A 26,211-nucleotide genomic window follows, 5' to 3' on the forward strand; every position below is an offset into this window, starting at 1 on the left:
CAGCCCAGGCAACTTCAGCGCCTGTGCAAGCCCGCGCCCCACAGAGCAGAGTCTTGCATGGCCTTGGCCCCGCCACCTGCGCTCAACATCCTGAAAAGGAACTGCGTCATGCCACAGTCGAAGCGCGTCCAGGTGTCGTCGCCGTGGCTGAAGAAGACCACTGGCCAGTCCTCCGGTGCGCCTTGGGTAAGCCAGCAGTACAGGTCACCACTACCATCCGCTCCCCAGGCCACCAGGTCCCCGACTGCTGCATCGATGACGTTGGGTTTGGTGTCCATCCACGTAGCTCGAGCGTCTGCGGTGATGAACCCCATGCCGCCTTTCGGGGCTCCCGGTTCGTCACAGGTGTCCGGAGTGACGGTCGAAGGAACCAACACACTGAGATCCAGATCCGACAGGCCATCCCCGTATTGCGCGAGGAACGCCTTGAAGTCTGGCGGGAACACGAGTCTCCAGGCCGTTTGCACAGCCTCCCAGTGCACCATTGCCCCTGCTCTGGCCGGGGGCGGCACCAAGCGGATCAGGCCAGCGAGGCCATCACTGTCAATCATGTCCCTGCTCCGTCCCTTCACGGGTCGACTTACAGCGATGCCGTGTGAGTCGAACCCGGATGACACCCTAACTGGGCCAAATGAGATGACTTCTTAGTCCCACCAGAAGCACCACAGGGGCGCGTCTATGAGGGACGCCGCGTAGTCCGGGAACGGTGTCGGCGGGTCGTCGACGATGTTGTCGGCCGTAGTCAGAAGGTGTTCGAGGGCAATGTGGTCGGCTTGCTCTTGGTTCCGAGGCGGGCAAGCGACGGAGACGTAGAGCGTCGCTCCGATCGCGGCGATGACCCGCGCCCCGAAGCGGTCCTCCCAACTGCGCAACAGGGCACACAGGAACGGAAGGGAGGCACCTCTCGTCCAGCCGAGCAGAGCGGGGATGTCGGCGCTCCGCTCTGCGGCGACGAGTGCGAGGCTTGCCCCCGCAGGCGTATACGGGCGTTCGTCGACGAGGTGGGCGAGGGCTGTTCGCGCGGCCTCCTCCGGGTCGGTTCCCGAGCCGAGGAACGTGCCCGCCGCGAGCCCCGGCCAGTGGTCGAAAGGTGGGCCCGGATCGTCCTCCCACTCTTCGACGAACGGCTCTAGGTCGTCCGGAAGCTGCACCGGCAGGGGCGGGTTCTCCTTCCAGCCGCGTCGCCGCTTCCGGTCTGCGTGCCAGCTGGCTTCCAACTCGGCCTCCAGGTCCACGGCGGCTACCGCGGCAACAGCCGAAAGCTCGGGCTGGTCGTCGTCCGGATAGCAGAGGACCGGTAACAGACCGGTCTCGCCCTGCCGCAGCTGGGCGCGCGCCCGCGCCTCCAGCGGATCGTGAGGAGGCCCGTCCGAGCGCCACATGACCGGAGAATTCGGGGGTACGCACCGCCCCGCGGGCAGCCCGTCGGGAAGGGAGAACGTCATACGCGGAGCGTAGGGGGCCCCTGTGACAACGCCCTCGCCTCGCGGCCTTCGACTACTCGCCGCCGAAGCCCTTCTGTTGGGCTGCTGCCAAGTTCCAGCATGCGCGGCACTATGCCGCGGAGCATCGACACTCCCGTAGGCCGAACAAGACCGTCGCCGTACGGGTGCCGCGGCTCAATCCCTGTAACGGTGCTACAAGCTCGAGCACTATTGCCGTGCGCGCCCGACCTGCGAGGAGGGAGGCACACTCGACGGATGGCTTTGCCGACGTGCCCCGTGGCCAACGTCGATGACGGCCACTACATGATTGCCCTCCGCGATCAAGCATCGACTCAGGCGAACTGACAGATCTCGACGAATTCCGTACGGGGCTGGCCCAGCCCGTCATGAGTCATGACGCCGATACTCGGCCCGCATGCCGCTACAGACCACGCAGGGCCTCGTAAAGATCGTCGTAGGCCGTCCAACAGTCGATGCTGCCGTCGTCATAGAGGCTGCCCATGTACCAATCGTCGTGCTCAACAGGCTTCACGAGGCACAGGCTGTGGAACCCCAGGACAAGCTCTGGATGCAGTCGCTCCGGGGCTCCCGCGCCAGCCACCCACTGCACTGCCCGGTTTGGATCCAGCGCGACAGCTTCCCGGTCTCCGGAAACGTCGCGGATTCGCTGAAGGGTCCAGCCTGGGGGGAGTTGTGCGTCTGCCATCCTCGGATGATCTCATCCGCCGGCGTGGACGACAGATTTAGGAGTTCGATCCGGGACCACCCTGACTGCTGCCGACTGGCGCGACGCTTGGTCAGATGCGCGGTCAGGCCACTTGGACAGCACGACTTACGTCCTCACAGCCAGTTGTGGGTGTTAGAGGTCTTCTGATCCACAGCAATAGCGGGACCGTCAGCGACAGTCATTCCGACCATTTCGAGGCCCGAGAAGGGCGCTATCGGACACAGGCGGTTACCGAGCTGCCGTACAGCGCGCATCACTAGTCGTTCCAGCGATGCGGCCCGCCCTCGTCCCATCAGCTGACGCTCGTCGGGTCGCGGGACTTGTCCTGGCGATCACGCAGTCGGGCGCCTCGATGCTACTTTGACCGGAATCGTGAAAAGGGGCGGGCGAATCCGTGGACGGTGACCTGCGGCGTGCAGTCGTCGTGACGCTTGGCGAACTCGGCCGAAGCGATGACTGGCGTGACCGGGCGGATGCAGGTCACAGCTTGGCAGGGTTCGCCGAGATGCCGGAAGCCGAAGAACCACTGCTGAGGCTCGTCCTCGATCCGGGTGACACCTTTGTCACCCGGCAGACCACGGAGGGCTTGCTTCGCCGAAAGGACAGGGTCGGACTGACGATCGTCGCGTCCGCACTGGCAGTCGCCAACGACAACCACGCCGATTACATCCACGCCGCGATCGTCTACGTCTTCAGCATCCTCTCGAGTGACCTTGACGAGGCGCTACGGCTCTGCGAGGAGCTGTCCAGCGACACCGACGATCGTGTTGTCCTGGGGGCCCGTCGGCTGCACGAGAGCCTGTCAGAGATCAATCCCGTCCTCCGCCGCTCCTAGTGGCCTGCGCCGACCGGCCACTGACGCTGGCCGCCAAGGAGCCTCGCTTTCGGAGAGAGCCTGGGCGAACGCGGGCGTGACCTGTGGAGACCTGCTTTGGCACAAGATCCGCGTGCGCCGTCAATGTCCTTGATTCCCCTGCGGTTTCCTATCCGTGCCGGCACGAGAGCGGACGGGCACCTGCTGATCGGTGGCCCTACTCTGACCGTCAGGTTGTCGGCTTGCTGCGGAATGCGGGGAGACAGAGTGAGGGTTCCAGTGGCCTTGATCGGCTCTCGGGTAGAGCGCACATCATTTGATCAGCAGGTGCGGCTGAACTTCTGCGCCCTGGACCCAGACGAGGGGTACCGGCTGGACGCCGAGTTGGTAGTGGAGATGCCGTTCCTGCTCCAGGACGCCTCTGGCGAATGGCACGAACTGGACCCCGGCACAGGCCTCAGGCTTGCACCTGTTCTCACGCTCTATGGACAGTCGGTCGCCGCGGTCGACGTGCGTGACCAGGGTGCGTTGGTCATCGACTTTCAGAGTGGCGCAGGACTCTGGATCGGTCCGGATACTCAGTTCGAGTCCTGGCGTCTGGTCGGACACGGTGTCGCGCCCCTCATGGTCGGTCCAGGCGGTGAGGAGGGGTGGGAACGCTGATCGGCGACTGGACGTCGCTACCGGCCTGACCTGTGGTTCGCTCGCCCAAGCCGCGCCTGGCGGCGACGCATTGAATGTGTGACAGGCACCGATTGGACCTTCGGCCTGCAGACCGAACATCCGCGCTATGGTCAGCGCCGACCTGTATAGGCATAGCATCAATGACCGGATGCTGCGGAAACATCGCGCCATCAGCCAAGGGTGGGCAGACGGGCTCGTCGGACTCGCCCGAGCCCACAGCGTAAACGTCGAGCAGTGCCGCACAGCCAGGAACACCGGCACCAAGTCGAAGGGCGCCGAGAAGCGAGTCACCTGGCGGTCCCCGCGCCTGCGGTGGTGGTCCCCCGAGGCGCCTGACTTACGGCTTGGGCCCTCGGGGGTCCCACCGTGCGCGGCATCGGCCTCCTCGAGAGGGAGTCGTCCCGTGCATGCGGGACGGTCGCGGGCATGTGCGCCATGCGGTAGCAGCCTGGCCTGGAGTCTCACTCCGCCTGTGCCCTAGCCGAAGTGGCAGGCGGCGTCAGGGGCGAGGGTTAGGGTGCGTGGCCGTGGACGCTTCCGATCTTGACTACCGCGCCCGGACACGGTCCGGCTGCATCCCACCTGACCTGGTCTCGCGGCTGCTCGAACGCGGCTATGCCCATGTCGTGGAACTGGAGGCCGGTCGCGGCGAGTGGTTTTGCGCGCTGGCGTGGGCCCGGTTGCTCGGTGAACAAGGCCGCCAGGCCGACGCGTTGGAGATCCTGGCCCCGTATCTGGCAACCGGCTGGTGGACAGCCGTCGAAGCCGCAGCTGAACTGCTGGAGGGCTGGGACCGCGTCGACGAGGCGATCGAGATCACTCGGATCCGCATGAAGGCCGGACATCTGATGGCGCTGGAGTCCTATACGCGCCTGCTCGCCCGGCATGGCCGAGCCGAGGAGGCGTTCCGTCTCCTGCGACCGCAGATCGACGAGCCCTCCCTCGCTACGGCACTGGTCGACGTCGCGGAAGAAGCTGGCCAGGATGAAGAGACGGCAGCACTCCTGGCCGCCCGGATCCCGGACGAGCACCGCTGCGACTCTCCATGGTGCTGCCGAGGGCTCGATCCCGACACGGTGGTCGGCCTGCTCGCCACGATCCGCGAACGCCAGGGCCGCATCGACGAGGCCATCGCCCTGCTCCGCACCCGGAACATCACCTCGTTCAACGGCCGGGACCAGCTGGCAGATCTGCTGGCCCGACATGACCGGATCGGAGAGCTGCGCGCCTACGCGGCAGCCAAGAACGATGCCGCGTGGCGTCTCGTGGAACTGCTGGAGGAACGCGGCGATATCGAGGGGGCGATCGCGGCATGCCGGCAGGCCGACCGGCCCATAGCCCACGACCCCAACTCGGCTGTCCAGCTCGCGCTGCTCCTGGCCCGGCACGGCCGAGAGAACGAGGCAATCGATGTCATATGCGCCCTCGCCGACGCCCGCCCCGGAGACGACTGGATCCTCCACACCCTGTCCGAACTCTTTCTCGACCAAGGCCGCGCCGAGGACGGCCTCGCCTACCTTGATGCCCTCGCCACCACGCGCGCGGGCGAAGAGAACTGGGATCTGTACTGGATACGGCTGCCTCTGATCGCCGCCCACCACGGAGTCGACGACGCGATCGCACAGGCCCGCTCCCATCCCGAAGGAACCACCTGGTACGCGGAATCGCACATAGCCGAGCTCCTCGCAGGTACCGGGCGCATCGAGGAGGCTGTCGCCGTTCTCGAACAGCACGCCTCCCAGAACAGCCATGACCTTGCCGGCTACCTCATCGACCTCGGCCGCGTCCAGGACGCCCTGGCCATCCTCCGACCACCCATCCCCCAGGCGGCTGCGCCGGTGAACGGACCCTGGCACGAAGATCCCCCGTTCTGAAACCTGCCCAGCTCGATGCGCCTTCGGGTGAAGACCCCGGCGGTTTCAGGTTGTCCAGGTTGATCGCTTACCACCGGAGCCGCTAGCCAGGGCACCCATCCTTCGGATCCGCCTCTATACCAATCGACAGCAGTCACTTCAGCACGCTGCCCATGCCCAGGCCGGGAAACCTTGTTCAGAGCGCGGTCAGCACTCTCAGGCGTGCGAGCGTGTCTGCAGACGCTCCGTCCACCCCCACCTGGCGGTCGACCCGCCTTGTCCGCGGGCACTCCTTCACCGAACGAGCGCTCGTGTCCTTCACTTCCCTCTGCGAGTGCGGAGCCCCGAATCCGCAACAGACGAAGTCGTGCACGTCCGGCTACGGGGCTTCGCCCCGGAGGGTCGACTGTGCACGACAATCCGCCACCTGACCTGGACTGCCCCCGTCGTGATCGGATGTGACGCTGGACGTCGGGACGGGCTGCCGGAAGGGACCACAGCGGGGCAGAGAAGAGAGATGACAGCGTCGGCCTCGGGGGGACCTTGCCCGGAAGCCCGCAGCCGCCCTGGCCCGGAAAGCCGTACGGGCGACGACACCGCAGCCCCGCAGGACCGCACCGCCGACCGGATGCTCTCCGAGTTCACCGACCGCGCGCGAGAAGTTCGTAACGGCAGACATAGATTGCCGACGGTTCGCGCGTCCTTGAGGGCGTTGAGAAACGGGAGGGCCCCATGGACCCGCAGGACCACGAGAGATTCCGGGACTTCGTCGATGCCCGATGGAGCGCCTTGCTGCGCCTGGCGAACCTGCTCACCGGCGGTGACCGCCACGAGGCCGAAGACCTCGTACAGACCGCTCTGATGAAGGCGCTGGGCCGCTGGCGGCACATCGAGGACCCGGAAGGCTACGTGCGCAAGGTGATGTACCGGCACCAGATCAGCCGTTGGCGGCTACGCCGACCGCACCGCGAAGCGACGTTCGCCGCACCGCCCGAGAGTTTTGGTGTCGCCGACGGCACATCCGCTGCTGACCTGCGGATCACCGTGGGCCAGGCGCTGACCCGACTGACGTCGCGACAGCGCACCGTCCTGGTGCTGCGCTACTTCGAGGACCTGTCCGAGACAGAGGTCGCCGCCGCGCTGGGCTGCTCGGTGGGCACCGTACGCAGCACCACCCACCGGTCGCTGGCCCGGCTGCGCAGACTCGCCCCGGAGCTCGGGGCCACCGAGCAGACCACAACCACCCCGAACAGCATGTCCCTGAAGGGAGCCCGCACATGAACGCCGACCAGAACACCGACCTGCTGGACAGCGCGCTCCGCGATGTCCTGCACGCCTGGACCCCGTTGGGCCCGGGCGCTCCCGCGGACATCGCCGAACGCATCGTCCGCCGCCGACGGCGACGGAACCTCATGCGCGTCACCGGCGCCGCCCTCGGGCTGGCCGGCATCACCCTGGGCGCTGTGATCGCCACCGGTGCGGGCGCCGACAACGGTGCGCAGCCGCCGGCCGCGCAGGTGAGCAAGCGGAGCAAACTCCTCTGGCAGACCGCGTTGCCCGCCAAGTCCTGGGACGCCTGCACTCTCGGCGCCGAAACAGGTGACGTGTACTGCCGGGGCGTGGCGTACGACAACATCGGCGTGGACGCCCGTTCGGGAAAGGTCGAATGGCAGCGGAAGTCCAAGGACTCCCACGGCGGCAGCACCCCCTCAGGATCGATGCCCGGAGTCCGTGACGGGGTGTTGTACACCTACGCCGATCACGCCCCGGGGGCGCCCCGTGCCGGCACCGACCTGGTCGCCCTCGACGTCCACAGCCGGCAGGTGCTGTGGAAGCACGAGCTGGCCGACGACAGCCGAGGCCGGACCTCGGCCGTGCCGTTCGACGGCGGGATCCTCGCCAACGCCCCGACCTTCAAAAGTGTGGTCGCTCTGGACGGCACGACGGGCCGGACGCTGTGGACGTACACATGGAAGAAGGCCGACTGCGACCGGGCCGTGATCGGCGGTGTCCCTTACCTCACGTGTTCGCCGGACAGCGAGAAAGAGCCACAACAGAGCACCGTCGTCCGCCTCGACCCGGCGACAGGCACGCCGCGAACGGTCGCGACCGTCAACGGCCCGACCGTATACATCGGTACGGACGGCGACACCGTGCTGCTGGGTGGGATGACTGGCGCGCAGAAGTTCGTCAGCGATCCCGGTCCCGCCACGCTGACCCGCGTAGACACCCGTTCCAACTCGGTGACGACGCATCACCTCGACGGCCTGCCGACGGGCGTGGTCGCCGACGGCCTCATCCTGGGCACCGACAGAAGAGGCAACGCCGTCGCGTACTCCGCCGACAGCGGCAAGCCGCAGTGGTCGCGCAGCCTCGGGCTGACGCTGCGCAAGGCGAACGACCCCATGATGCGCGAACTGCCCTCCGCCGCCGCGGTGGACCTCACCAGCCGGGTGGCGTACTACCTCGATCCGTCCGGGCACCTGGTGGGCCTCGATCTGGACAGTGGTGCGGTGCGCTGGCGCGGCCAGGTACCACTGCCGAAGAGCCCGATCGAGGCTGGGATCGCTCCCGAGCTCATGAATTACGGCCACAGCCTCATCGGCCAAGTTGGCGGAGAACTCTTCAGGATCGCGCCCCAACTGCCGCACGCGAGTTGACGGGCCCGAACCAGCGAAGCTCCGCGGACTCGTCAGGCGAACCTGGAGCCCGCGGGGCCGGGGGCCGGGGGCCGGGGGCCGGGGGCCGGGGGCCGGGGGCCGGGGGCCGGGGGCCGGGGGCCGGGGGCCGGGGGCCGGGGGCCGGGGGCCGGGGGCCGGGGGCCGGGGGCCGGGGGCCTGAGCGTCCCGCTCCTTCCCCGGTGCAGCCCGGCTCCGTGCGATCGGCCTCGGCAACCGCAACCGGGCAACTCGGCACCGTCCATTTCGCCCTCGGTACGGTCGCGGCCAGGAACACCGGCTCACGAGGTGGTGCGTGATAGCGGTTGCGCATGCTGTGCCGGTACGGGGTATGGCGTCCCCCCTACAGGACAGTTGCTGGGCACCCGCCCGCACGGCGGAGGCAGCGCTTCAGGATGAGGCGCTCGATCGCCGGAGAACGCTCGGATTGACCGCCGTCAGTGCTTGATGCCCACTCGTCGAGCTTGTGGATGAGGGGGTGACGCAGCCAGGGCTTCACGGCGCTTGATGACCCAGCGACCAATGACGAAGAAGAATCCGATCGTGGCTGCCACCGCGGTCAGCACACCGCCGGGGAAGCCGTCGTCTCCGTCCGGGTACCGGTCACCGCACAGCCGGGTCAGCAGGGGCCGCTCGCCTGATGCCTCCAGGCACACCGTCTGGCCTTCTGCGAGACGTAGTGCTTGCCGCCGAGTTCCTTCAGGACGGTGTGCCGGTGGCCCGCCACGGTGTACACGATCTCACCGCGGTCGTTCCCACCACCTCTGCCGGCGTGAGGCACGATGCGGGCCACAACGCCCGTGACCCGTACTCCTGTTCTGTCGAGGAGCTCCGCCTGCCGCCAGTCATGCACCAACATTCCTACCGTGAGGCAGGTGATGCCGAGGCAGACTGATGCGAAGAACGCATGCCACCGATGCTTGGGGGCCCGCAGTCTCGGACCAGACATTTCCCCACTCACCTGTGTCACGTCGACGACCACGAACACCGCCTACTGGAATTCAGCCGCTCCGCGGGCACGTCCGAGCGCTCGCGGGGAACGACCCCTGCAGTCCGAAGGTGCTTCGTGTGGCCCAACCCGGAGCCTCACACACGTGTCGTTTCCCAGGCATTGCCAGATCCCGGAAGAGACTGATGCCGAAAGCTGCCGTGTCTGTGTATCGCCAGCGTTCCCAAGCACCGGCCATGGTCGCCCCGGGAGCGTGCTTTCGCAGGTCGTGGCGTCGACTCAGATGCTGTTGGCACGCATGGCCGTCCCGGGCAGCCTCATCACTCGCGCCCGCGGTCGCCGTTCGCGCCGGCTGGTGCGGGCTCTTCGAGGTCGCATCAAGCGCAGGGTACGTACAAGCGGTGGCATGGATGCATGAGACCCGGCAGCAGGCCACCTCACCGGATGAGCGGCTGTCCGGCGGAGCCGGCCAAGCGGGTGGGAGGCAGCTTGAGGAGTTGCAGCGAGTCACCACTTCGCTGAAGGCGGGGAGCCATGCGACGTTCTCACAGCGGGTTGGCTCAAGCAGTTTGCGAGAATCTGCAGGTGAAGCCGTCGTCCGGATCACCGACAGTCCACTCGAGGACCAGCCGGTTCTGCTGCTGAGCGAAGTCCAACGAGTAGATCATCTGGTCATGCTTGAGATCGAGAGTGTGCGAGTAGACGTCCTTGGTGTCGTTGAAGAGATACCACCTGCCCTGCCCGGATAGCTTCCCGGTGACGGCATCGGACTGGGCGGAATACTCGGTAGGGAAGTTCTTGACGCTGAATGTGTGGTCGACGTCCACCGTCAAGACCGTGTGACAGGTGCTACTCGACCACCGACCGGTCAAGTCTTTCTCGGTCACATGAGGCGGCGGAGGGAACCCACATGCCCCCACGAACCACAGTGTCGCCGCAGCACCGATGGTGCGGATGGTTCGAATGTGCAGATTCACAATGGCTTTCCTTGCGGGCCTGACCCCATCCCGGGGGCGACGGGGGCCAGACTAGCGACGCCATGAGGGACCTCACGACGTGCCCCCTACGAAGTAGCGGCTGACGCAGACGCCCAACGCTGTGAGCAGTCTGCATGCCGGGGGCAGCGCTTCGTCGTTCCTCCTTTCGTCCGGCCCACGGACAGGCTGCGGCTGACGGCCGGCCGGCCCCGTTGACCGGAAAGCAGCACATCGCGCCCCGTCCCGGTGACACAGCGGTCCTGATGGGGTCCTGATGATCACGTGGCCCTTTCGCTTCCGGCTGCGGCAGTACACCAAGGCGAGCCTGTGGATCGTTCCGCTGCTCGGGATCTCGTCGTACCTCGGGTGATCGAACTAGGTGCACAACCCCTTCGACCGCGTAGGCCGATTTCAACCCTCACCCGACAGCTGTGGCCAGGTTGTCGGCATCGGTGTGTACTGGAAGGTACGCGGCGCGCGCCCACAGAGAGCGGAGGCCGCAACATCCCCCGAGGCGATTCTCGTGAACAACCACGCCAGAGCATCTATCGCTGCCATTGGATCGGCGCTTCTGTTGTCCGCATCCACCGTCGCGTACGCCGCCGGCGGCAGTCACAGTCCGGCGAGTGTTGCAAACGCCGCGTCATCATCGGCGAGCGATTCATCTTCCGTGACGGTGTCCACCAAGTCCACGCCGCTGGGAAAGATCCTGGTGAACAGCAAGGGGCACACCCTCTACCTGTTCCAGTCCGACAAGAAGGACAAGTCCACGTGCAACGGGGACTGCGCCAAGGCGTGGCCGCCGCTGAAGGCGAACGGAAAGACGATCGCCAAGGGCGGCGTCAACAGCAAACTGCTGTCGACCATCACGCGCAGCGACGGCTCCAAGCAAGTGGCGTACAAGGGGCACCCGCTCTATACGTTCGCCGACGACACCAAGGCCGGCCAGACCAACGGGCAAGGGATCGATGCCTTCGGCGCCAAGTGGTACGTGCTGGGCACCGATGGCAAGCAGATCACCAAGCAGGCGTCATCGCAGAGCGGCGGCTACTGACCGGCACGTGCAACGCGGCTCTTCGACATGTTCAGAATCCCGGCGTGTGGAACCCGTTGAGTTGCCACAGTGCGGCGGTGTACCACAGCAGGGCGATCGAGCAGAAGAGGAGGCCGCCGACGGCGGGCAACATCCACCCGGGGAGTCTGCGGCTGCGGACCACGACCACCTTGGCGGCGAACGCGCCGTACAGGACGCAGCCGGTGATCGAGTGGATCGCAACGCGCGATGTCGTCAGCTCAATGCCGTAAGCCACGAGGCAGTGGTAGGCGATGGGCACGGAGAGCAGGAAGGCCGCCAGCCCGGTGAATCGGTGCGTCATGGACACGACGCGTGAAGAAGGCTTCGACCCGGGCAGCCGACCGTACATGCGGGCCGCGAGCAGGAGCTGGATCAGTGCGAGTCCCAAAAGCGCGCTGCCGAGGCGGGCCTTGAGCGTCATCGCGTCGTCATAGCGGGCCCCGAACAGGCTGCTGTTCGGATCCGGCGTCAGGCCGCGGCCCACGAAGTAGACCCCGAGGCCTACCGCGACGGGGATCAGAAGCAGCGCCATCACACCGACGCTCGGGCGCTGGTGACCTCGCGGTCCAGGAGCACCAACTCCCGCTGAATCCCGAGGGTCTTGGCGCTGTTCCCCTCGCCGATCCCCCGTCACGCGGCGTCTCCTGCTGGGCACGCCGACTCCAGCTCGGGGAACAACAATCCGAGTGACTGCCGTAGAGACTGCCGCTTCAAGAGAGCTCCGTGGAAGTGCGGTGGCTGGAGCCCTCACGATGGCGCCGGATGCGCTCCACGGCTTCGTCGCCTCCCCGTAAGCCGCGAGGTTTCACCCGTTGGACGGCCTCGCAGTCTGCCCCCGGCGTCCCTGTGCAGGACATGAAGGCACATGCCGACCTGCTGTAGTCAGCATCCGGGGTCCTGCCCCCCTACCGGGCCGTCGCGCGGAAGAGGGCCAGGAGGGTCTGGGCCGACGGGGCGGCCGCATCGAAGAACTGCGTGGCCAGCGTGGGTGGAACGGCCGTTCCCTGGATCCGGACCTCATGGCAGCTGAAGCAGAATGCCGCCTCGAACAACGCCAGGTCGAGGGTGTCCTCGTAGGCGCGGATGCTCCAGCCGGGCGAGAAGCCGCAGCGGTACTGTTCGCTGCCGGGCAGGGTCTCGATCAAGGTCAAGGCGTCGGTGGCCTCGCTCCCGGCCCAGTGGGTGACCACCTCGCCAGGGAACGGGGCGCCTTGCTTGTTCGGGAGGGCGGAGATCCTGACGACTTCGATCAAGGCGGTGGCTGCGACGGCTTGTGCGGGGAGCTGCATGCACCCAGTCTGCCCTCCGGCCGACGGACGCTCCGAGAACCCCGGAGCCAGCGCGGGATGCCCGGGCCGCTCCGTCACACCCGTCAGCATCGGGGGCGGGCACGAGGGGCCAGGAGGGGGTAACCCCACCCTGCTCACTGGCCCCAGCCTCATCACCAAGAGACCTGCCAGCCGGATCGTGTGAGCAGCCAGGGCTCCGAATGATGGGACGGGCACCACAGCGCCTCAGCCACCGAAGGATCACGCATGTCCCGCACCCCCCGCAAGCACCGGTCGGCGTACCGCGTGCTGTCGTCTCTCGCCTTGCTGACCATGTCCGCCGGTGCCGTCACGGCATGCAGCGGCAGCGATTCCTCCTCCAACCGGTCGGCTTCGTCGTCCGCCGTCTCGTCTGCCTCGCCAGGAGGGGCCGAGGCAGGCAGCACGGCGGCCGAAGCGAAGCTGCGTATGGTCGACAACGGCGGTCACCGGGTGGCCTTCTACGTCGCGCGGGGCAACGGTTCGACCATCGTCCTGGACTCAGGCGGTGGCGAGTACTCCTCGCAGTGGAAGGACATCGCCCCCAAGCTTCACGCGGCAACCGGCGCCACCGTCATCACCTACGACCGGGCAGGTCTCGGCAAGAGCGACGTGGTGCCCGGCCCGTGGAAGGTCGAGAGCGCCGTCAGCGACCTCAAGGCAGGGCTCCAACAGCTGGGCGTCACCCATGACGTGACGTTGGTGGCCCACTCCCAGGCAGGCGAGATCGCCGGCTACCTGACCAAGGACGATCCGAAGCTGCTCTCCGGTGCGGTCCTGATCGACGCCAACCTTCCTCAGTTCTTCACGGACGAGGAGATCCCCCGTCTCGTAGCCGCGTCCCAGCCGGACGTCGACGCCGCGAAGAAGGATCCCGAGAAGCCGGCGAACCGCCAGCTCATCTCTACCGCGGAGGGCTTCGCCGCAGCGCACCAGGCATTCCACAAGGTTGCGTGGCCGGACTCGGTCCCGGCAACGGTCCTGGTGTCGGATAAGACCCCGTTCGCCGGCTCCCCCGAAGACGCGCAGCGCTGGCGCGACGCCGCCGCGACGTTCGTCAAGGACGCGCCCAACCGAACGCTGGTCACCGCCAAGGGCACCTCCCACGAAGTGCCGACGGAACGTCCCGACCTCGTACTCAAGGTGATCGAAGACGCTTTCGCCGCACACCACTGACACGCTTCTCCTCACGTCGGTCGCCAACTCCTGGTGCTCGCAGACGGCTTGCGGACGGCCAACGCCGTCCGAATGCGCCCGCGTAGCCGTCCGTGAGGTTTGAGATCGCCGACACGGAACACACGGAGTCCTGACACAGCCTTTATACGACCAGGTAGGAGACACACATCATGGGCATCATCGCCTGGATACTCATCGGTCTGCTCGCCGGCATCATCGCCAAGGCGCTCATGCCCGGCAAGGACCCGGGCGGCATCATCATCACGATGCTCATCGGTATCGCGGGCGGTCTCCTCGGCGGCTGGCTCGGCAAGGTCATCTTCGGCGTCGACTCCATCGACGGCTTCTTCGACCTCTCCACCTGGATCGCCGCGATCATCGGCTCGCTCATCCTCCTGGCCCTGTACCGGGTCTTCACCGGCAACCGCCGCCACGCCTGACCCCACCCCGGCACCTTCGTTCGAATCGGCTCCGCCCTCCCTATCAGGGGAGGACGGAGCCGCCGCGTTTCGGCCTGGAGCACGCCTCGGTGTGCGTCCCCTCCGAGGGACGTGACAGTGGCCGTCCACGGACCGACCGGACGACGACCGAGATCCGGTAAAGAACCCACGGCTTTCTGCCAGAGGCGGGAGGGAGCAGGGACGTACGCAGCCCGCGCCGCAGAAGGGCAGTGCCGAAGCGGTAGTTGGGTGGGGATGCATATGCGGGTCCGGGCATTGAGCACAGTCGAGCCGACGCACAGCCGCCCCGCAAGGGTGGCGGCTCCCGCCTGACTGTCCAAGCGAGCCCCGTTCGCGAAACGCTGTCTCTGCATCGACCAGAGCCTGCACCCGCCCGGCCAACACTCTCATACAGCGGGCCACGGGGAGGGCACGCGTCGTCGCCTTCCGAACGGTGAGCCGGGACGACGGCTGCCGGCTTCGGTGCTCAGCGCGCCGTGCCAGCAGTGGCGTGGAGGTGTTCCAGAGCGTCCAGCACCGCGGTCTGGCGGTGCCAGTGCAGCCAGCGACCCACCGCGGCGCCCGTGGACGCCAGGGCTGTGAGCTGCGGCCGGCTGAACCCTGACAGGGGGCGCTCGTGATGGGAGGAGATCAGGCCGACGACCTGGCCGGCACGGCTGATCAGCGGAAGGCTGTGCGCAGCGCGGCTTCCGGCCTGCAGGATCGCCTGCCGCGAGTCCTCGTCGAAGAGGTCGGCCGACTCCACGTCCTTCACGGTGACCTGCTGGCGCTGCCGGGCAGCCTGGGCGCAGGCAGTGGTCGAATCCTGCACGAAGGCGAAGAAGTCGGTGAACTGCCGGTTGAGCCCTGTGTGTTTCTCCAGACGCAGCATGCGGTGCTCAGCGAGCTGCACGTTGCCCATGCCTGTCTCGGTGATGTGCAGGACACGGCGCAACGCGGCCTGCAGGACCGCCCCATGACTGCTGCGCTCCTCCGCCGGTACCCCCAGACCCGGCAGGGCGGGGGCCGCAACGCGTGGGCGGCGCGGAAACCACTGCACCGCGCCCGCATCCGGGCCCGCGATACGCACCACAAGGTCGGCGAGCGTGTGCAGTTTGATGTTGAAGCGCTGCGAGGCACCGCGCAGCAGGTCGAACCCGTCGGCAGGGGTGGCCAGCCTGTAGCGGTCGACGAGTACCTGCTGCGCAGCCTCGACGCCCGCCCGGCCCAGCTTCCGGTTACGCAGCTCAAGGGACTCCACCTGACCAGCGAGAGCAGCTCCGAGATGCACCTGCGCCCGACCGGAGGCCGAGCCGGCGGTCCTGGGGTTTTCATCGCTCATGACGGGTACTTTCTGGCAGCTCAAAGACACGGGCCGCAGAAGCGTTCACCAAGCGTCCTACGGCGTGCCTGAGTCCTAAGCACCCCCGCCAGCCTAAACACAGCATCGAGGGAGCCGATACGGGGCATCCAGATCCGTCCGCCCGCGCGGGCAACCGCTCGCGCCGCGGGGCTGGGGACAGGGGGTGGCGTGTCCAGGTGCGGGAGCAGGGCAGCCGGCCCAGCCCCATCCCGCCGTTGAGCTGTCCGGCGTTGCGTTGAGGCTGTTCAGCAGCCTTGCAGCGTGTGTGGCCCAGCACCTGCCAGGCCGGCCGCGTCGGCAGCTCCCCCGGGGCGACCGTCGGCTCGTCGGCTTCCCCTGCCGCCACCTTGCGCGTGGGGCCTGGCCGCAACGTGCCACGTCAGCTTGGCACTTCCTCCCGTCGCCGGTCATCGCCGACCGTGTCGGGGATGACGGAGACGGCGTTGTCGATGAGGACGGCGGCGATGGCGGCGGCCGTGGGGAAGGCGTCGGCGTTGAGGACCCGGGTGCGAGCCGCGGCGCCGTCGATGAGCAGCGCGAGCTGCTCGCCGAGCTGTTCGGGGTCGGCGGCGCCGGCTTCGCGGGCGGTGTCGGCGAGCCGCACGGCGACGGCCATCTTGTACTCCCGCGCGTACTGGGACGCGGGGTGCTCAGGGTCGTGGAGCTCTACGGCGGTGGCGATGTAGGGGCACAGAGGCGTGGTGGGGGCAACGTCGAAGGCGGCGAGGAGCCGTTCGCGGGGCGTGAGGTCGGTGCGGTCGAACACGCCGGACAGAACGGAGGGGTCGAACCGGCGCAGGTACTCGGCGACGAGTTCGTCCTTGCCACCGAAGTGCTGGTAGGCCGTGCGCTTGGACACCTCGGCCGCGGCGCACAGCTGGTCCATGCCGGTGCGGTTGATGCCCTGCTCGCGGAACAGCTGCTGGGACGCGCCGAGGATGCGCTCGCGAGCGCCCCTGCCGCGGCGGCGGCCCGTGGGGCCCTTCTCCAACTCCGTCATGGCCCCACCCTACCGCAGGCGGGTAACGAGCGGTGTACATAGTTTGCCCCGTGACCAATAGCCCCGTACGGTAACCACACAGGACGGTGTACTTAATCCCGTCGCCCCAGGTGCGCACGGCACCACCTGGTCAACGGCACCACCTACTCAAGGGAGCGACCATGGGAAAGCTCGACGGCAAGGTTGCGGTCATCACCGGCGGCACCACCGGCATGGCACTGGCCGGGGCGAAGCTGTTCGTCGACGAGGGAGCGCACGTCTTCATCACCGGCCGCCGCCAGGACGCCCTGGACGAGGCCGTGCGGCAGATTGGCCGCAACGTCACCGGTGTCCAGGGTGACGCCGCCGACCTGGACGACCTGGACCGCCTGTACGACACCGTCAAGCGGGAGAAGGGCAGCCTCGACGTGCTGTGGGCCAGTGCCGGCGGCGGCGAGCCCGCTCCGCTCGGCGAGATCACCGAGGCTCAGTTCGACACCTGGTTCGGACTCAACGCCCGCGGCACCCTGTTCACCGTCCAGAAGGCCCTCCCGCTCTTCAACGACGGCGGCTCCATCCTCATGACCGGCTCCAACGCCTCCCTCGGCGCCTTCCCCGGCTGGAGCGTCTACGCCGGCAGCAAGGCCGTCCAGCAGGCCTGGGCCCGCGTCTGGCTCAACGAGCTCAAGGACCGCCGCATCCGCGTCAACGTCCTGACTCCCGGCCAGGTCGCCACCGCCAAGCAGGCGGAACTCTTCGACGAGGCCACCAAGCGCCAGTTCGAGTCCCTCATCCCCCGCGGCCGGATGGGCAGCCCCGACGAGATCGCCAGCGCCGCGCTCTTCCTCGCCTCCGACGACTCCAGCTACGTCAACGGCATGGAACTCGTCGCCGACGGCGGCACCACCGCCATCTGAACCCGACACCACACCAACCAGGGCAGGACATCTCATGAGCAGCATCAGCGTCATCGGCACCGGAAACATGGCCCGCACCATCGGCGCGCGGGCGATAGCGGGCGGCAACACCGTCGAGGTCATGGGCCGCGATCAGTCCAAGGCCACTGACCTGGCCAAAACGCTCGGCGGCGACACCACGACGGGAGAATGGGGCACCGCTCCGGCCGGGGACATCGTCATCGTGGCCCTGTTGTACGACGGTGTCGTGCCGGCCATCGTCCAGTACGGCGACGCACTCGCGGGCAAGGTCATCGTCGACATCAGCAATCCCTTCAACTCCACGTTCGACGGGCTGGCCCACCGCGAGGAGACCTCGATCGCGCAGGAAGTCGCCAAGGCCGCCCCGGCCGGCGCCGACGTGGTGAAGGCGTTCAACACCGTCTTCCGTCAGGTCCTGGAGAAGGGCAGGCCCGATGTCTTCATCGCCGGGGACGATGCGCCGGCCAAGGCACAGGTGGGGGCGTTCGTCGAGAGCCTCGGGCTGCGCCCGCTGGACGTCGGCGGCCTGAACATGGCGCACTGGCTGGAGGGCGCGGGCGTGCTCACGGTGGGCCTCGCCAACCACGGGGTGGGGAACCTTGACTTCTCCCTCGGCGTCAGCGAGCTCTCCGTCTGAGCAAGCAGTCGACGGATCACCAGCCTTACGCGCACCAGCGTCGGGCCGAGGGGTGAACCGTCGCCCGCCGGCTGTTCGAGGAAATCCGCGAGCGCGGCCACGCCGATGACGCCGTGCAGCACGTCCACCCTCCGAGACCTGCGGGCTCAGATCCGAGAGGTGAGCTCCGCGACGATGTCCGCCGCCGGCTGCGACCTCCTCGCGAGGGCGACGCTCTGCCCTGCCCACATCGAGAGCGCCTCGATGTCACCCGTGGTCCCGGCCATGGGCGGCGCCGGCTCGTAGCGGACGATGGGCTCGCCGGAGGTGAAGTGCGCGATGACATCGCCGGCGCCTGGCCGCTGCGCGAGCGGAGGGCGGCCCGCGGCCTGCCACGCGTCGGCGGTCGAGTTGCGCAGCGCGCGGTGGGGAGAGTCGGGCCATCCGACCGAGTACAGGTCGGCGTACCGCTGCGGGTCGGTCTCCGCCGCGGCGATCAGGCGGCGCCGGTAGTCGTCGTGGATGGGCATCTCCTCGGCCAGCAGGAACCGCGTGCCCAGCCACGCGGCCTGCGCACCCAGCGCCAGCACCGCCGCGACGCCCCGCGCGTCGCCGATGCCGCCGGCCGCGATCACCGGTACCGGCGCCACCGCGTCCACCACGGCCGGCACCAGAGGCAGCGTCGCGACGGTGCCCCACACGTGCCCGCCGGACTCCCAGCCCTGCGCCACGACCACGTCAACGCCGGAGTCGACCGCCCGTCGCGCCTCCTCGGCGGTGCCGACCGTGTGCAGGACGATCCCTCCGGCGTCGTGGACCTGCTCGGTGTAGCCGCTGGGGTCGCCCATGAAGAACGACACGATCCGCAGGCCGGCGTCGAGCGCCTGGTCGAGGCGGCGGTGCCGATCCTCGGTCAGCACGAGGTTGCCGCAGAACGGCCGCTCGGTCAGCGCCGCGGTCTCACGGACCACAGCCGCGACATCGTCCGACCACGTCAGCGTCAGCATGCCGAGCGCGCCGGCGTTCGACACCGCCGCGGCCAGCGCGGGGACCGCGACCATGGGCGCCAGGACGATCGGCTGCTCGATCCCGAGCAGGGCGCACACCGGCGTGGGCAGCGTGCTCATCCCTCACCCTCCGGGACATAGGAGTTGGGCATCGACTCGGGGGAACGGCGGTCCCACCCGTGGAACTTCGAGAAGTCGCCGGCGTCCCAGGCTTCGCGCAGTCCCGGGGTGCTCAGATCCCAGTCCGGGCGCATCTCGCGGGTGGCCGTCCGCAGGTCGTGCCACAGGTCGACGAAGGACGGGCGCCCCCAGAACCAGTAGCCGTTGTAGACGCTGTGGACCACCAGCCCCGGCTTGAGCACGAGCGTGTGCGGGATCATCGGGTTGTGCTCGGGGTCGGTGTACTCCTGGATGTCCAGAGCCTGCTGGACGGTCCGCTCGGGGTCGGACAGGAACGGCCACTGGGCGCCGACGGAGGCACGGAACTCCTGCAGCGTGTGATGGTCGTCGGTGGCGATCGTGGCCACCTGCGTATAGCCCACCGCGATCTTCGGGTAGTTCTCGGCGAGTTCGCGGTGCTGCCAGTTCTCCTTCGGACAGTAGTGGCCCCGCGCGAGCGTCAGGATCAACGGGTCCCCGCCCTGGATCTCGCTCAGCGTGCGCACGGTGCCGGTGTGGTCGGGCAGCGCGAAATCGGGGAAGGTCCCACCCGGGACGATGTCGGAACGCACGGGATGACCGCCTCTCCTGCGATGCCGCGGGTGCGACCCACCCACGGCTTGGCGCAGTGTCTGTGTGCTGTACGTCAGGACATGACTGTGCGGGGAGGCACGAACATGCCTGGCCGCTGCCGTTGATGTGTGACCGGCTGCGCTTCCGTGCACACCTCCGCGTCGCTCCAATGGCCTTGAGCGGGGAGCCATCCGTGTAGAGCTGCCGGCGAATCGTCCAGGACGGCGAGCTGGTGCATCACCGGCCGCCTCGAAAGGGGAACCTTCCGTCAAGGCACATCAACGGATCATGAGACCGACAAGTGGAGGCACCGGATGGCCGAACTCCCGCCACCGCCGGAAGGAATCCTGCTGGCCCACTTCATCGTCTCGGACGATGGCGAACGCTCCCGACGCTTCTACACCGAAGTGCTCGGCGGCCGGCTGGCCTACTCCGGACCTGGAGGCCTGACCTACGTCTCACTGGCCAACAGCTGGATCATCATCAACGGCGGCGGAGGCCCGACGGACGACAAGCCGTCGGTCACCCTGGAGACCCCGCGCGATTCCAGCCGGGTCAGCAGTTTCCTCAACATCCGCGTCAAGGACATCCACCCCTTGTACGAGGAGTGGAGCGCCCGTGGCGCCGAGTTCCTGACGCCGCCGAAACAACACGAGTACGAGATCCGCTGCTACATCCGTGACCCCGACGGCCATCTGATCGAAGTGGGGCAGGCCACCGACCCGGAGGGGGACTGGACACCGGCTCACTGGCCCCCGAGTTCCCGCACCGGCGATTCCGAGTGAGCTCTGAGGTCGCACGTCGCGCCCCGCCGTGAACCTCGGCTGTGCGAGGTGCAGAGGGCGGCCCTCTGAGCCGGGTGGCAGCGGGCAGGTTTCCCCCGGCCCGCCGCGCAGCCGCTTCGCATACGCCTCATGTCGGCTCCTCACGTCATGGAGGGGAACCCGGCTGCGCGCACTGCATGTCGGGCGCGGGTCAGACGTTGGCGTAGCCGGGGATGCTCGCCTTGATGCGTTCCAGTTCGCGGGCGTCGGAGACTCCCTGGAAGTCGTGGCGGGGGGTGTACGGGGTTTCCAGGCGTCGGGCTTCTTCGTCGGTGAGGTCCAGGTCGAGGGAGGCGACGGCGTCGTCGATCTGCTGGATGGTGCGTGCTCCGACCAGGGGGGCGGCGACGACGGGGTTGCGGCGCAGCCAGGCGAGGGCGACCTGGGCGCGGGAGACGCCGTGGGTGTCGGCGATGGCGCCGACCTCGTCGATGATCTGGCGGTCGCTGTCGGCGTTGGCCTGGTAGAGGGTGTCGGCGTAGGCGCCGTCGGTGGCGGAGCGGGTGCCGGTGTTCGCCTGGTCGGCGGGGCGGGCGAGGCGGCCGCGGGCGAGGGGGCTCCACACCATGGTGGCGACGCCTTCGTCGGCACACAGGGGGAGCATTTCGCGTTCCTCTTCGCGGGCGAGGAGGTTGTAGTGGTCCTGCATGGTGACGAAGCGGGCCCAGCCGTGGCGTTCCTGGAGGTGGAGGGCCTTGGCGAACTGCCAGGCGTGCATCGAGGACGCGCCGAGGTAGCGGGCCTTTCCGGCCTTGACCACGTCGTGGAGGGCTTCGAGGGTCTCCTCGATCGGGGTGTCGTTGTCCAGGCGGTGGATCATGTAGACGTCGACGTAGTCGGTGCCGAGGCGGCGCAGGCTGTTGTCGATCTCGGACATGATCGCCTTGCGGGACAGACCGCCGCCGTTGGGGCTGCCCGGTCGCATGGCGTGGCGGACCTTGGTGGTGATCACGACGTCGTCGCGGTCGGCGTAGTCCTTCAGGGCCCGGCCGAGGATCTCCTCGCTGGAGCCGTAGGAGTACATGTTCGCGGTGTCGAAGAAGTTGATGCCCGCTTCGAGGGCGTGCTTGATCAACGGGCGGCTGCTCTCCTCGTCGAGGGACCAGACGGGGTGGCCGCGGTCGGGCTGCCCGTAGGTCATGGCGCCGATGGCGACCGGGGACACGTCGAGGCCGGTGCGGCCGAGCTTGGTGTAGCGCATGGGAAGGCTCCTACAATGAACGTGCGACACAAGCGGAGATATCTCCGCCTGACCTTCGCCACGCTAACGGAGAGCTCTCCGGATCGCAGTCGGAACACGGCACGCACACCAGGAGAACGCCATGCCCGACGCAGCGCCGCAGCGCTCCGACGCGCTGAAGAACCGCGCACTGATCCTCGAGGTCGCCCACGACGCGCTGGCCGAGTCCCCTGACGCATCCCTCAACTCGATCGCCAAACGGGCCGGCGTCGGCCCGGGCACCCTCTACCGGCACTTCCCGACCCGCGAGGCACTGATCCTCGAAGTCCACCGTCACGACACAGAGCGCCTCGTCGCCTCCGTACCGGACGTCCTCGCGGCACACCCCCCGCTCGACGCTCTGCGCCGATGGTTCACCACCCTCGCGAGCTACGTGCGCATCAAGCACGGGATGGGCGAGGCACTGCACTCCGCGGCCGCACAAGAGGTCGTCAGCGCCTCGTGGCCCCCCGTCACCACAGCCGTCAAGCAGCTCCTCGATGCCTGCGAGAGCGCCGGCGAAGTGCGGCCCGGCATCGACCCCGTCGACGTCATCATGCTGCTCAGCTGCCTGTGGCGGACCCCCAACACCGCCGCCGGCACCGCCCAGGCCGACCGCCTCCTGGAGCTGGCCATCGACGGCTTCCGGCCGTAGACACTCTGCGGTGGGCTGCCACCGTCCTGCTGCCCGACCCCTGGTCGGTCGGAGACCGGCAGTGGCCAGTGCCGTGACCGAATAGGTTCACCAGGTCTCGACGCACGGCACTAGCTGGTCCAGGGCAGGCGAATGGCTTCGATCTCAGGGTCCCCGAGGAGCGCCTCGATCAGCGGGCCGGCGCCACAGACCTTGGTGCCCCACAGGTCGTAGTCGGTGCAGACGACCCAGGAGCGGTCTGTGGCCCACAGGTTGGACGGCGTGTACAGGATGTCCGGGTTGTCGAAGAGGGACGGGGCGTCGCCTAGACGGCCGGAGTGGACCTGTCCCTTCTCGAAGTCCTGGGTGACGAGCGGGTTGTAGTACGCCAGGCAGGCGGTGTCCGCCCCCTGGAGGCTGTGCTCGGCCAGGAACCGGATCAGCTGGTCCCATGTCGGCCTGTCGAGACTGCCCTCGGCAGGCCATTCGATCGAGCCGGGCCTGATGCCGGCCGCCTTCGTGGAGGGGAAGCAGCGAAAGCAGGGGTACAGGCCCTGTGGAACGACCGGATCACCGATGCGGTCGGCCAGCTCGGCCCAGCGCAGCCGCTCCCACCCCGGGCCGGGATGCTCGTCCCTGCTCTGGCTGTCGTTGACCGAATTGCTCGCGGACGTCCCGCGCTCGTAGATGCCACCGAGCACCCAGGCAGCATCGGGCCGCCCGGGTACCTCGTAGCCCGTGAGGCCGTCGCCCTGGGCGAGCTCGGCGAGCCAGCCAGTCTCGGAAGCAGGCACGAGGGGCCACAGGGCGAGGATGTCATCGGGCATCGGGCCAGGCTACGAGCCTCGGCCTCAACCAGTACCGCGACCCGGTGAGACGTGCCGGTCACAGCACCGCCGCAGCCCTCATCTGTCACCGACGTCTGGCCAAGACGTAGCGCCGCCGACGGCACCGACCCTGCTGGATACGCTGACCTGTCATGACCAGGTGAAGGGTGCCGCGATGAGCCAGTACTTCGACATCGGCGACGAGACCCTGTGGAACCCGTCCAATGGAACGTCCCGCATGTTCCAACGTCAGGTAGCGGTCTTCGAAGCGGAGCTGGAACTCCCGTCGGGCATCGGGCCAATGGAGAACGACGAGTGCCAGATCAGTCCCGATACCTTCGAAGCCTTCGTCAACGCCCTCCTGGCGAGGCACCGAAGAACGAGCCACGGCATCTGGCTCGCGCTCTCCGAAGGCTTCACCGCTACAGTGCTCGTTCTTGCGGAACGCGCCGCGATCAAGGTGGACTGGGCACCGCACGGAGCCACCCCGGAGGCCGCACTCGAAGACGTGCAGGTTTCCACCGCCACGGGGTTGTCCGCCCTTGCGGAAGGCGCCGCCTGGGCCGCGGGCCTGCGCGAGCGGGCACGGGAGTTGGGACGGCGCATGCCGCGCTGACCAGAGCGACCGGGTCCGACTAACCGATCGCACCCGTTTACCGCTGCAGCCCGCCATCACAAATGACCTCTCAGGAACGCCCGGTCACAACGGTGAGGGTCCGTGCCCAGACGGGTTTGGCGCGGCCGCTCGGCCACAGGAGGCCGTCGGGGGTACGCACGATCACCCATTGGCCGGGGGCGGGAAGGCCGATGACCTCGACGGGGGTCGGGGACTTCGTGTCGAAGGGCGGGTCGCCGCCCTTGACGCGTGCGGCGTAGAAGGCATGGGGGAACGTCAGGCTGAGGTCCTCGGACCACAGTACGACGCTCGGGCTCAGGTGGACGGTCACCGGTCCGTGGTCGTCCTCGCCCGTGATCGGTGGGGGGTCATGGACCTTCAGCAGCATCCTGGTGACCGGTAGGGACGGGAGGTGGAGCAACCGGCGCAGGTGGAAGAAGATCCAGCTGGAATGCGCGGAAGCGATCAGGCCGGACAGGCTGACGACGGCCAGGAGCGTCAGGGTCACTCCTGCGCTGAGCAGCCACCAGGTGCGCCCCCGCGCGGTCAGCGCCAAGGCCACGAGCAGGCTCACGGACACCGCGCTGCCGAGCAGTGATCCCAGCGCGGCCCAGACCTCTCGCGCCAGCCTGCGGTACACCGCATCGCGGGACATCAGGACAGAGTGGGTGCCCTCGGTCCTGGTGGGCCGGTTCGCGGTGGGCCAGGTCCCAGCAAGTCGCGCCTGCTCGAAGGCGGCAAGCTGCCGCGCCGACCAGCTCAATGTCCCCGTTTCTGCCGGCAGGGCGAACCGTACGTCTCCGTCCGCCGTCGCCGTGGCGACCGGCCGGTCCCGCACCCCCCGGACCTCGAATCGTCCTTCGGTGAACCACAGGCCCCGGACCTCGTCCCCGCCACCGGCCGCGACCAGTTCGTCGCGGTGGACGGTCAGGGTTCCGGCCGGCTCGGTCAACAGGACGTGCAGCACTCCGCTGAAGTGATGCTCGACCAAGGGGCGTTCACTCACACCGCGCGCGTTCGTGAACAAGGGCCGCAGATCCGGCGCCCCAGGGGCGGCGGCCGGCTCCGGCATCCCCTCGACCGATCCCGGCCCCCTTCCCACCCGCCGTGCCAGCGCCACATGCCCCGCCCGCCCCTCCGACTTCATCTCCGGACGCTGGCCCGACCCACGCATGCGGTCGTACACGTACTGATAGACGTCCTCGACCGTTGCGTACCCGCCCTCGCCCGCCGCCCCGTGCCGCAACCCCGCCACCAGAGCGGCGGTGAAGGGGCTGGGTCGGCCGTCGTCGGCCGCGTCCGCCGCCGTCTCCAGCACTCCGCACCCCGTCATGACGAACCGGCCTCGGCCGGCGAACCGGGCCGCCGTCTCGTCGCCCTTGGCCGTCGCCGCCCGTCCGCCGAAGCAACAGTCGAGGACGACGACGATCGTGCGGGCCGCGCAGTCGTCCAGCAGCTCGTTGACGTACGACTGCCGGACCGCGCGGGTGCGCAGCCAGTCGAGGGTGGTGTCGTGGGTGCACAGGTGGAGGCGGTTGTGCAGGTCGAGCCGACCGTGTCCGCTGTAGTAGACGAACAACTGCTCGCGTGCCGTGGCCCGATGGAAGAAGGTGAACAGTGCTTCTTGGACCTGCTGAGTCGTCCCGTCGAGTACCGACGTCACCTCCCACGGCAGGCCGACCTCGGGGTCGGTGAGCGCGGCACGCAGTTCCGAGAGGTCGTTTGCCGGGCCGCGCAGCCGTGTCAGTGCCGGTTCGTCCGGGAATTCGGCGTTGCCGATCAGCAGGGCACGGTACGCGACGGGGGCCTCAGCCAACGGGGGTACCGTCCGGGTCCGGTTCGTCCTCAGCCGCTGCCGCCCCGAAGCCGGTCGCCGCCCGCAGCCCGTGTTCCAGCGCGGCCTGCAACGTGGCGTTGTCCGCCGTGGAGGCCACAGCCGTGAATTCGCCCTTGCGACCGTCCACTTCCCAGGCGAGGCGGACCGTGCGGTCCCGGTCCCGCACGAGCCAGGCCTTCACCACCGCCACCACGCCGGCGACCGCAGCCGGGGTGAGCAGGACGGCCACGTCGGGCAGCCAGCCGCCCTTCGTGCCGGGCCGGGCCGTGGTCGGCTGCCCGGTCACCAACCGAGCCTCGCGCGCCAAGTCATCCTGCAGAAGCCGTACTTGGGACAGCCACCTGTCGTCATCGGCATCGAAGCGCTCGCTGCTTGCCGTGACCGACACCCGTAGTTCCTCCACGCGCCCACCCCCCTTCGGGAGCGTACTAGCCGGCTCCCTCCCCCGCCCTGCGTCTGGACGTACCAGGGTCCGCTCAGGTCGTCCACCGTCC

The 26,211-nt window shown here is 68.2% G+C and carries 27 protein-coding genes; 13 read left to right on the plus strand and 14 right to left on the minus strand.

The genetic code is table 11. The features are described 5' to 3' along the window. Positions 1-14 precede the first annotated feature (14 nt). From OG406_RS04725 to OG406_RS04735, 3 genes are all read right to left on the minus strand, one after another. Positions 15-551: an SMI1/KNR4 family protein gene (locus tag OG406_RS04725; protein ID WP_329184193.1), complete on the minus strand. Its 537-nt coding sequence runs from the start codon at positions 549-551 to the stop codon at positions 15-17. Between the two features lie 93 nt (positions 552-644). After that, positions 645-1,445 carry a DUF4253 domain-containing protein gene (locus tag OG406_RS04730; RefSeq protein WP_329184195.1) on the minus strand — a complete coding sequence of 267 codons (801 nt, stop codon included), beginning with the start codon at positions 1,443-1,445 and terminating at the stop codon, positions 645-647. 421 nt (positions 1,446-1,866) lie between these two features. Then, positions 1,867-2,151 (minus strand): hypothetical protein, encoded by a 285-nt coding sequence (locus OG406_RS04735; protein WP_326841642.1) that lies wholly within the window; start codon positions 2,149-2,151, stop codon positions 1,867-1,869. A 415-nt stretch (positions 2,152-2,566) separates the two neighbouring features. Here OG406_RS04735 and OG406_RS04740 point away from each other — a divergent pair, with 415 nt between their 5' ends. The 5 genes from OG406_RS04740 (at position 2,567) to OG406_RS04760 (ending at position 8,183) form a co-directional block, all read left to right on the plus strand. Continuing rightward, positions 2,567-3,007: a hypothetical protein gene (locus tag OG406_RS04740; protein ID WP_326841643.1), complete on the plus strand. Its 441-nt coding sequence runs from the start codon at positions 2,567-2,569 to the stop codon at positions 3,005-3,007. A gap of 258 nt (positions 3,008-3,265) precedes the next feature. Next, positions 3,266-3,649 (plus strand): DUF6188 family protein, encoded by a 384-nt coding sequence (locus OG406_RS04745; protein WP_329184199.1) that lies wholly within the window; start codon positions 3,266-3,268, stop codon positions 3,647-3,649. 548 nt (positions 3,650-4,197) lie between these two features. Further along, on the plus strand, positions 4,198-5,544 hold the full coding sequence (locus tag OG406_RS04750) for a hypothetical protein (RefSeq protein ID WP_326841645.1): 1,347 nt from the start codon (positions 4,198-4,200) through the stop codon (positions 5,542-5,544). Positions 5,545-6,255: 711 nt separating this feature from the next. Further along, positions 6,256-6,804 carry a SigE family RNA polymerase sigma factor gene (locus OG406_RS04755; protein WP_266618306.1) on the plus strand — a complete coding sequence of 183 codons (549 nt, stop codon included), beginning with the start codon at positions 6,256-6,258 and terminating at the stop codon, positions 6,802-6,804. Continuing rightward, entirely contained in the window at positions 6,801-8,183 is a 1,383-nt protein-coding gene (locus tag OG406_RS04760) for an outer membrane protein assembly factor BamB family protein (RefSeq protein ID WP_329184202.1), read from the plus strand. The genes OG406_RS04755 and OG406_RS04760 overlap by 4 nt, the downstream gene beginning before the upstream one ends. Before the next feature lie 1,527 nt (positions 8,184-9,710). Here the strand turns inward: OG406_RS04760 and OG406_RS04765 are convergent. Beyond that, the gene (locus tag OG406_RS04765) at positions 9,711-10,127 is read right to left on the minus strand and encodes a hypothetical protein (RefSeq protein ID WP_326841648.1); all 417 of its coding nucleotides are present in this window, start codon (positions 10,125-10,127) and stop codon (positions 9,711-9,713) included. 523 nt (positions 10,128-10,650) lie between these two features. Here OG406_RS04765 and OG406_RS04770 point away from each other — a divergent pair. Then, positions 10,651-11,181 carry a COG4315 family predicted lipoprotein gene (locus OG406_RS04770; protein ID WP_329184204.1) on the plus strand — a complete coding sequence of 177 codons (531 nt, stop codon included), beginning with the start codon at positions 10,651-10,653 and terminating at the stop codon, positions 11,179-11,181. A gap of 31 nt (positions 11,182-11,212) precedes the next feature. On the opposite strand, the gene OG406_RS04775 is transcribed toward OG406_RS04770, so the two are convergent. After that, positions 11,213-11,734, minus strand: a complete 522-nt coding sequence (locus tag OG406_RS04775; RefSeq protein ID WP_266850535.1) for a DUF6529 family protein — start codon at positions 11,732-11,734, stop codon at positions 11,213-11,215. Between the two features lie 373 nt (positions 11,735-12,107). Next, a complete protein-coding gene (locus OG406_RS04780; protein WP_329184205.1) occupies positions 12,108-12,491 on the minus strand; it encodes a hypothetical protein in 384 nt (127 codons plus the stop codon). A 246-nt stretch (positions 12,492-12,737) separates the two neighbouring features. On the opposite strand from OG406_RS04780, the gene OG406_RS04785 reads away from it, so the two are divergent. Both OG406_RS04785 and OG406_RS04790 read left to right on the plus strand, forming a co-directional pair. Beyond that, complete coding sequence (locus OG406_RS04785; protein ID WP_329184206.1) at positions 12,738-13,685, plus strand: alpha/beta fold hydrolase; 948 nt, start codon at positions 12,738-12,740, stop codon at positions 13,683-13,685. Between the two features lie 170 nt (positions 13,686-13,855). Then, positions 13,856-14,125 (plus strand): GlsB/YeaQ/YmgE family stress response membrane protein, encoded by a 270-nt coding sequence (locus tag OG406_RS04790; RefSeq protein WP_081222282.1) that lies wholly within the window; start codon positions 13,856-13,858, stop codon positions 14,123-14,125. A 487-nt stretch (positions 14,126-14,612) separates the two neighbouring features. On the opposite strand, the gene OG406_RS04795 is transcribed toward OG406_RS04790, so the two are convergent. Next, positions 14,613-15,467: an ANTAR domain-containing protein gene (locus OG406_RS04795; RefSeq protein WP_329184209.1), complete on the minus strand. Its 855-nt coding sequence runs from the start codon at positions 15,465-15,467 to the stop codon at positions 14,613-14,615. Between the two features lie 400 nt (positions 15,468-15,867). Next, the gene (locus OG406_RS04800; RefSeq protein WP_164369073.1) at positions 15,868-16,488 is read right to left on the minus strand and encodes a TetR/AcrR family transcriptional regulator; all 621 of its coding nucleotides are present in this window, start codon (positions 16,486-16,488) and stop codon (positions 15,868-15,870) included. Positions 16,489-16,649: 161 nt separating this feature from the next. On the opposite strand from OG406_RS04800, the gene OG406_RS04805 reads away from it, so the two are divergent. Further along, on the plus strand, positions 16,650-17,384 hold the full coding sequence (locus OG406_RS04805) for an SDR family NAD(P)-dependent oxidoreductase (protein WP_164369074.1): 735 nt from the start codon (positions 16,650-16,652) through the stop codon (positions 17,382-17,384). Between the two features lie 34 nt (positions 17,385-17,418). After that, positions 17,419-18,042, plus strand: a complete 624-nt coding sequence (locus OG406_RS04810) for an NADPH-dependent F420 reductase (protein ID WP_329184212.1) — start codon at positions 17,419-17,421, stop codon at positions 18,040-18,042. A gap of 146 nt (positions 18,043-18,188) precedes the next feature. On the opposite strand, the gene OG406_RS04815 is transcribed toward OG406_RS04810, so the two are convergent. Next, positions 18,189-19,148, minus strand: coding sequence for an NAD(P)H-dependent flavin oxidoreductase (locus OG406_RS04815; protein WP_266618292.1), 960 nt, complete (start codon positions 19,146-19,148; stop codon positions 18,189-18,191). After that, positions 19,145-19,759: a redoxin domain-containing protein gene (locus tag OG406_RS04820; RefSeq protein ID WP_164369077.1), complete on the minus strand. Its 615-nt coding sequence runs from the start codon at positions 19,757-19,759 to the stop codon at positions 19,145-19,147. The genes OG406_RS04815 and OG406_RS04820 overlap by 4 nt, the downstream gene beginning before the upstream one ends. 315 nt (positions 19,760-20,074) lie before the next feature. Here OG406_RS04820 and OG406_RS04825 point away from each other — a divergent pair, with 315 nt between their 5' ends. Then, entirely contained in the window at positions 20,075-20,545 is a 471-nt protein-coding gene (locus tag OG406_RS04825; RefSeq protein ID WP_329184215.1) for a VOC family protein, read from the plus strand. 190 nt (positions 20,546-20,735) lie between these two features. Here the strand turns inward: OG406_RS04825 and OG406_RS04830 are convergent, their stop codons facing one another. Next, positions 20,736-21,785, minus strand: coding sequence for an aldo/keto reductase (locus tag OG406_RS04830; protein ID WP_329184217.1), 1,050 nt, complete (start codon positions 21,783-21,785; stop codon positions 20,736-20,738). Between the two features lie 121 nt (positions 21,786-21,906). Here OG406_RS04830 and OG406_RS04835 point away from each other — a divergent pair, with 121 nt between their 5' ends. After that, a complete protein-coding gene (locus OG406_RS04835) occupies positions 21,907-22,458 on the plus strand; it encodes a TetR/AcrR family transcriptional regulator (RefSeq protein ID WP_329184219.1) in 552 nt (183 codons plus the stop codon). Between the two features lie 110 nt (positions 22,459-22,568). On the opposite strand, the gene OG406_RS04840 is transcribed toward OG406_RS04835, so the two are convergent. After that, positions 22,569-23,264, minus strand: coding sequence for a hypothetical protein (locus OG406_RS04840; protein WP_329184221.1), 696 nt, complete (start codon positions 23,262-23,264; stop codon positions 22,569-22,571). A gap of 175 nt (positions 23,265-23,439) precedes the next feature. Between OG406_RS04840 and OG406_RS04845 the strand changes: the two genes are divergently transcribed. After that, positions 23,440-23,880, plus strand: coding sequence for a DUF6086 family protein (locus OG406_RS04845; RefSeq protein WP_329184223.1), 441 nt, complete (start codon positions 23,440-23,442; stop codon positions 23,878-23,880). 70 nt (positions 23,881-23,950) lie between these two features. On the opposite strand, the gene OG406_RS04850 is transcribed toward OG406_RS04845, so the two are convergent. Both OG406_RS04850 and OG406_RS04855 read right to left on the minus strand, forming a co-directional pair. After that, positions 23,951-25,696 (minus strand): caspase family protein, encoded by a 1,746-nt coding sequence (locus OG406_RS04850; protein WP_329184225.1) that lies wholly within the window; start codon positions 25,694-25,696, stop codon positions 23,951-23,953. Beyond that, positions 25,689-26,105 (minus strand): effector-associated constant component EACC1, encoded by a 417-nt coding sequence (locus tag OG406_RS04855; protein ID WP_266850544.1) that lies wholly within the window; start codon positions 26,103-26,105, stop codon positions 25,689-25,691. The genes OG406_RS04850 and OG406_RS04855 overlap by 8 nt, the downstream gene beginning before the upstream one ends. Between the last annotated feature and the right edge of the window lie 106 nt (positions 26,106-26,211).

The sequence above is a fragment of the Streptomyces sp. NBC_01428 genome (assembly GCF_036231965.1).
Taxonomy (GTDB): domain Bacteria; phylum Actinomycetota; class Actinomycetes; order Streptomycetales; family Streptomycetaceae; genus Streptomyces.